Origin of the sequence: Ensifer sp. Root31, from assembly GCF_001424825.1 — a bacterium.
Lineage (GTDB): Bacteria > Pseudomonadota > Alphaproteobacteria > Rhizobiales > Rhizobiaceae > Ensifer > Ensifer canadensis.
Window position 1 is genome coordinate 11,708 of the sequence record NZ_LMCO01000042.1, and the last position, 6,291, is coordinate 17,998.

General features: G+C 56.9%; 6 protein-coding genes and 1 pseudogene. 4 read left to right on the forward strand and 3 right to left on the reverse strand.

Annotated elements, in window-relative coordinates; all coding sequences use genetic code 11:
* Positions 1 to 296: 296 nt before the first annotated feature.
* Positions 297 to 869: a dTDP-4-dehydrorhamnose 3,5-epimerase family protein gene (locus tag ASD00_RS28415; RefSeq protein ID WP_082523757.1), complete on the forward strand. Its 573-nt coding sequence runs from the start codon at positions 297 to 299 to the stop codon at positions 867 to 869.
* Complete coding sequence (locus ASD00_RS28420; protein WP_057210550.1) at positions 863 to 2,044, forward strand: glycosyltransferase family A protein; 1,182 nt, start codon at positions 863 to 865, stop codon at positions 2,042 to 2,044. The genes ASD00_RS28415 and ASD00_RS28420 overlap by 7 nt, the downstream gene beginning before the upstream one ends.
* A 20-nt stretch (positions 2,045 to 2,064) precedes the next feature.
* Here ASD00_RS28420 and ASD00_RS28425 read toward each other — a convergent pair whose 3' ends face one another.
* Entirely contained in the window at positions 2,065 to 2,604 is a 540-nt protein-coding gene (locus ASD00_RS28425) for a helix-turn-helix domain-containing protein (RefSeq protein WP_244496155.1), read from the reverse strand.
* A gap of 30 nt (positions 2,605 to 2,634) precedes the next feature.
* Here ASD00_RS28425 and ASD00_RS40470 point away from each other — a divergent pair.
* Positions 2,635 to 2,745, forward strand: a pseudogene (locus ASD00_RS40470) (transposase); the annotation flags it as partial.
* A 274-nt stretch (positions 2,746 to 3,019) separates the two neighbouring features.
* Here ASD00_RS40470 and ASD00_RS28435 read toward each other — a convergent pair.
* On the reverse strand, positions 3,020 to 3,340 hold the full coding sequence (locus ASD00_RS28435; protein WP_156585854.1) for a hypothetical protein: 321 nt from the start codon (positions 3,338 to 3,340) through the stop codon (positions 3,020 to 3,022).
* A 232-nt stretch (positions 3,341 to 3,572) separates the two neighbouring features.
* On the opposite strand from ASD00_RS28435, the gene ASD00_RS28440 reads away from it, so the two are divergent.
* Positions 3,573 to 3,854 (forward strand): hypothetical protein, encoded by a 282-nt coding sequence (locus ASD00_RS28440; RefSeq protein WP_156585856.1) that lies wholly within the window; start codon positions 3,573 to 3,575, stop codon positions 3,852 to 3,854.
* 1,638 nt (positions 3,855 to 5,492) lie between these two features.
* On the opposite strand, the gene ASD00_RS42065 is transcribed toward ASD00_RS28440, so the two are convergent.
* On the reverse strand, positions 5,493 to 6,291 hold a 799-nt coding region (locus ASD00_RS42065; protein ID WP_244496156.1), incomplete at its 5' end, for a nucleotide sugar dehydrogenase.

Genomic DNA, 6,291 nt, shown 5'->3' on the forward strand with positions numbered 1-6,291 from the left:
CAGGATTGTGGCTAACGAAAACAGGGGCTTCAATACCATCGAATGCGTTATAATTCATGCTGGCAATCCATGAGTAAATGGGTGGTAATAATAGCGCGATGGCAGCTTCCGTTCAGAATCCCAATCGGTGCAATTTCTAATTTAATTGTAGCCAGGCGAAATGTGAAGTTCACTTAGAAGTAGAATTCCCATTTTCTGTAACTTCTACGTCGTGCCCGCCCTGTGGCACCTGCTATGGCGTCAATCCTTCAACCATGGCATATCGCCAAACATAGTTCTTGGGGGGCAACCACACGATGCATGATGAGGCTAAGACAGGGCAACAACGGGATCTACTAGAAGCGACTTTGGCAGCCGCAGCTCAGGATCAGCGAACGGTAGATGACGAGCGCCGCAGCACTACGCCTTTGTTGGATGGGATGTCCTTTTACGACAGCATTAGACACGACGATGATCGCGGTAGCGTAACTGAAATGTACGATCCGCGATGGGGCTGGCACCCCGATCCGCTCGTCTTTTCCTACGTCTTTACGATCCGGCCCGGAATGGTAAAGGGATGGGGGCTGCACAAGCAACATGAGGACCGCTATTTCGTTTTGAGTGGCGAATTGGAGCTCGTGCTGTACGATCCGAGGCCAGAATCGAGCACGTACTGCAAAATCTGCAAGGTCTACCTGTCAGGTAGTCGACCTCGCCTTGTAAACGTACCTAAGTTCGTTTGGCATGCGGACCGCAACATCGGGACGTCGGACGTCGTTGTCGTGAATTTTCCAACCATTCAGTACGACCATTCGAGGCCTGATAAATACAGGCTTCCGATCGACACCGATTTGATCCCGTACAGCTTTGAAGGCGCCAAGGGATGGTGAGACAGCCTCGAATCTCCATTCTGATGCCGACCCATACGCGGGTCGACGTTATCGGAATCGCGATAGAATCCGTCTTGAAGCAAACCGTTGATGATTTTGAACTCCTTGTGGTTGGGGACGGCTGCGCCCCAGGCACGGCGGATGTGGTTGCCGGCTTCAGGGACGATCGAATTCGGTTCTTCGACTTACCTAAGGCGCCTTATTTCGGCTATGCGAACCGGAACATCGCCCTTCGCGAGGCGCGGGGGAGGTTCATAGGCTTTGCCGCGGATGATGACATTCTTCTGCGGGACCATTTTGAACTGCTGATAAAGGCTCTCGGACACGGTGCCGCAATTGCTCACAGTCAGGCCTTATGGGTTTCGACCGACGGCATAGCCGCTCCATTCATGACGAACCTCGAAATGCCGGACGAGCTTTCGCATTTTATGGAGCGCAAGAATACGATCCCGGCGAGCTGCTTTCTTTATCGAGCTGATAGCCTCCCATCACTGGATGCTTGGCCGGAAGAACTTCCGGCTGCTGCCGATTGGCGCCTATGGCAGCGCATAATACGTGAAAACGCCAAACCCGCCGTGGCCTATTGTCGGCAACCCACGGTGTTGCACTTCTCTGCCAAATGGAAGCGTTCTCGCGAATCTGGGATGGGGCAATTGGCCAGTATGCTCTCTATCGCAGATGTTGCTGATTGGTGGCCTGCAGAACTGCGGGTGCAAGTCCCCTCGGGGCAGCCAGAGCAGCAAGCGTACTCGGACCTGCTAAACGCCAACCCGGAGGGGTGGACTGGCGCACTCCGGCAGGCGACGCGAGACCTTATTGCTCGCTTGGCCTGGGACGACCTGCAGGTTGTCCGCCCAGCATTAAAGGCCGCCGGCGAGAAGTCCGCGACCATGCAGGCGGAACTTGTAGCAGCGCGTGCGGAAACTGCGGCCCGCCGAGCCCGCGTGCAAGTAGCGGAAGACGGCTGGGCAACGGCGGACAATGAAGTAGAGGCGGGCCGAACGAAAATTCAGTCTTTGAACAATCGCCTCAACGAAACCGCACAGGAATCCGCATGTCTGGCAGCGGAGGTCGAACGACTGGCAGACGAGGTCAAGCGAATGCGGGCATCTCTGGCCTGGCGTGTGCACGAAACAATTGAGCGAGTCCGATGGGGTCGGAACAAGGCGTCCTGATTGGCCGCCGGGGGAGGCCCTTACTCCTTCCCATCCAGGATAATCCGCAACGTCCGGATCATATTTGCCGCATACGGGCCATAAGCGGCAGCGCTGCGCCGAGAGCAGCCTTGCGCAAGACCTCGTACTGGGACGCGATGGTCGACGGTAGGATCGGGCATGCCGCTGTCGCGGCAAGGTTTACCTGCCGCTTTTTTTAGAACCCGCTCGATCGATCTGGGATGAAGCTCGATGTCGAGTTCCTGGCGGAGCAGCTTGGCAAGTTCCCGGGCGCGAACGGGTTCTCCTGGAGCGAGCTGCGCCTGCAGAAATGCCACGACCTTGTCGTCGATCTTGTGGGGCCCCCGGGGCCCCGGCTTTGTCGGCACCAGTCCGGCAATGCCGGCCATATCGAAGTTCACCTTGGCCTGGTAGTAAGTCGGCCTGGAAACTCCATACTCGTCGGAGGCCTCCGTCACCGACACCTTGTCGATGGAGACGCGACGCAGCATCTCGTATTTGACCTGCACGGCGTCGTGCGGATCGAAGAACTCGCTGCCCCGAAACTTTGGATCGCGCACCTTCTCGGGGGTGGGATTGAACGTACCCTATCAGGGCCACCAATGGTCGCCTATAGATTTGAAGACAGCAGAGGTGGGCGCTGCGTGGCCCGTCACCTGAGCAGCTTCAACGGCATTCTTCAGGTCGATGGGCACGGCGCCCTCATCAATTGTGCTGACCATATCGACCCGCAGACAACCCTTCCCCTTCTCAAGCTTGGCGGCGCGGATGTTTCGCAGGTCTTTGAGTGCGAGCTGGCGCCGGTTCTCATAGCTGCCGAAATTCTTGAAGTGGTGCTTGCCGGAAGGAATATGGCCGGCATCAACGGCCGCCTTAACATCGGGAATGCAGGCGAGATATGCGAGTTCGTTGAAGTTCTGCTCGGTGGCAATTTCATTGAACGGTACTGCATCCATCGTCCTGCTCCTGTGGCAATCAATGGGTCGAGCGCGCGGGGATTTGCAACATCATCCGCTTGGCGCTGGCCGCCATAACGGAGAAGTACGAGGCGGCGGCTTGGGCTTCGACCCTCATCGGCTCGTCGGCGTCCTGAGCGGCCTTTACGGTTCGTTCCAGGTCGCGCTCCATGTTTTCCATGATGATCTTGACAAACTCGTGGGGGTCGTCCGTAAGGAGACTCATGCGGGTCAACAACTGCATCGAAAGCAGAGTCGTGACGCGTTGCGCGGCTGCAGAATTGCGCACCGATGCTTCCAGCTCGGCCAGCCTCGTTTCGATGTCCCTGGTATCTTCCATGGCCTCCCGTCCTTTCAGATCGGTTCTTGTAAACAGCATACCCTCAAACAACAAGCGGTCGAATCGGCATGATATATACACTGGCCCTCGACTACCGCTCTGGGCAGATTGCAGGAGATCGCTGACAAGTGGGTAATCCCCGTTCTTAATGGGGGCTCTTCGGGAGAATTCACGCAGCCATTCTTAGTTTATGCTTGGGAGCGACCCCGCCAATGCCCATAGGGGCTGTTCGTTGTTGCAGCTCTATAGCCACTGCGTGGCGAATTCCTGTGCCTCCTCAATGCTCTCGCTGATCTATTCGTCGAGCCATTCCGAGGCTTGTTTCCCGGCCAATTCCATTAGTTTGCCCCATGAGTTTGCAGCTCATATATTCCGGATCTTTGTCGACTCGTATGGCCAACGGCTTGCCGCGCTATTCGATGATCCGGTTCAGGCTTCGGATGACGTGCTCGGAAGGAAGCGAGAGGCATCGTCGCTCTTTGCGTTTCCGATTGCCGGCGGGGTTCAGGGATGATCCCAACTATGCGGGCGTTCGTTCTACAGTTCTACCAGTTGCCTTATGGTTGCCGCTCAAATTCACCTTTTCGCCTTCTAAGAATTTACTGGCAACAAAGTGGAGCGGTGTCAGCGCACCATTCGCGGCTCACACTGGCAATCACCCTATACCGTAGTCCTCAATTTCTGACAGAGCGTTTCATAATCCTCGAGCCAGTCGACATCTGACGCCAGTGCTCGCGCAACTCGTCGCGCGTCAAGGCCGCGGCCGGACGCATGATCATGCGTGATCGACCGATCTTTTTAAAGTCCACTAGCGAAAGCAAGCTATCGGCCCCTTGCGGAAGTCTATGGGATGGCTTGAAATGCCGACCCCACGGCTAGAATCACCCGCTGCAAATGTGCCTCGTCGACGTCGGCACCGGCACGGACAATGACGTCGCAAATTACCACCTCGATTACAGTGCTTGTTCCAAGCGACACGTTACCTGTCTGTTGAGCCGGACGTCGCGGCGATACGCGTTACCCATCCCCGAGCATCACGACGCCAGCCAAATAGTTGTTGCGGATGTAATCCAATGCGATGCGCAGTCGCCGAAATGCTTAGGCTCCAGCGCTTCATCGACTGCTCGCGCCTTCAATTCGTCAGACCAGCGTCGGCGAAATGGGCGCGGTGCGTCTTCAAATCGTTCGGGTACGGCCTCGATCGTATGGAAGGTTCTCGTTTCAGAACTAGGCGCAGACATAAAAGCTCAAGTCCGTCGAATCGTTCGCCTGCCATATCCGACGCGTCACCACTGCCGCCAGATGGGGTCTCCTTACCGCCTACGAATCGCAAGTGATTCTTTCGGTTCAAGATCTTGACCAACGAGCCTGGGTGCGAGTCTGACGCGTCTGGATGGAAGACGGTGTCAGCGACTGCTTACCTTTGGGAATCTCCCGTGCAATAGAAGATTCAGGCTGACGCGCCTGCGATCGGTTCGGAACAGATGTTGCTTGGCACCGGCGACTTGGAACAACATTCACGGTGCGCTACGAGCGGGGCCGCTAAACCGGTCAAGACGATTGTCCGAAATGTACTTCTCACAGATTTCGAGGTCGTGAGAAAGTTCTCTAATACGACGTTCATCATCTCGGCTCCGCGCGGATGCCAGTTCAGCCCGAAGCCGATCGCGTTGAACAAGATATCGCTTTGCGAAATCAGCAGCTCGTTTTGCGGCGTCTGTCATTCTATCATTTCCTATTGGTTCCAGGTGGACTTTCAAGCCGGAGGGCCATTAACACATCCCAAACGAAGGTTCGGCGTGACCATAAGTACGCAATTTCAGAGCTCTGCTTTGCGCGCTTTGGCATGAAGTGGCTTCGGATCTTGACGAGTGCTTCTTGGTGGCATCCGAAGACCGTGCGTCAGCACGTGGTGTAGGGTATCCGACCAGATGTATCCGCCTTTAACTATAGGATCGTCATATCCTTTAGGCGGAATAATTTTTGAATGCGAACTTCGGTAAAGTTCTTGCATCCGTGGGTCCTTTGAATTCGACATAGTAGCTTCATGCAGGTTCCGAAACTTAGCATAATGAGTCGCTCGATCGGACGCCGTTCTAGGATCTTTAGCCAATTTACTCCACTCCTGCGGCGTGTGAAGGGCTTCGGCACCTCACTGGTGCCGGCCGACGCTGGCATAGGCAAAACCATGCTTTGCCACTTCGTCGGGGCGATAGATGTTCCTGAGGTCGACCAGCACCGGCGCCTTCATCACGGCTTTCAAGCGGCGGAAGTCTAGCGCCCGGAACTCGTTCCATTCGGTGACGATCACCAGCACGTCAGCCTCGGCCGCTGCCTCGTAGGGATCCTTGGCGAAATCGAGCCCCTCCATCAGCTTCTTGGCGTTTTCCATGCCTTCCGGGTCATAGCCGACGACATGGGCGCCGGCGTCCTGCAGGGTCTGGACCACGGTTATCGCCGGGCTGTCGCGCATGTCGTCGGTGTTCGGCTTGAAAGTGAGGCCGAGGACGGCAACCTTGCGTCCGCGGACATCGCCGCCGGCAGCCGCGATCACCTTGCGGCCCATGGCGCGCTTGCGGTTGTCGTTGATGGCGACGGTGGTCTCGACCAGCCGCACGGGACTGTCGAAGTCCTGGGCGGTCTTGACCAGCGCCAGCGTGTCCTTCGGGAAGCAGGAGCCGCCGTAGCCCGGGCCGGCATGCAGGAACTTGCCGCCGATGCGGCCGTCGAGGCCAATGCCGCGGGCGACGTCCTGGACGTTGGCATCGACCTTCTCGCAAAGATCGGCCATCTCGTTGATGAAGGTGATCTTCATCGCCAGGAAGGCGTTGCCGGCGTATTTGATCAGCTCGGAGGTGCGGCGCGAGGTGAAGACCAGCGGCGCCTGGTTGAGGTAGAGCGGACGGTAGACCTCGGTCATGACGTCGCGGGCGCGCGCATCATCGTCGGCA

Excerpts from the sequence above, each read along its gene's own strand:
- ASD00_RS28420 (WP_057210550.1), top strand. The coding sequence starts at position 863 with ATGGTGAGACAGCCTCGAATCTCCATTCTGATGCCGACCCATACGCGG.
- ASD00_RS28435 (WP_156585854.1), bottom strand. The coding sequence starts at position 3,340 with ATGGAAGATACCAGGGACATCGAAACGAGGCTGGCCGAGCTGGAAGCA.
- ASD00_RS28415 (WP_082523757.1), top strand. The coding sequence starts at position 297 with ATGCATGATGAGGCTAAGACAGGGCAACAACGGGATCTACTAGAAGCG.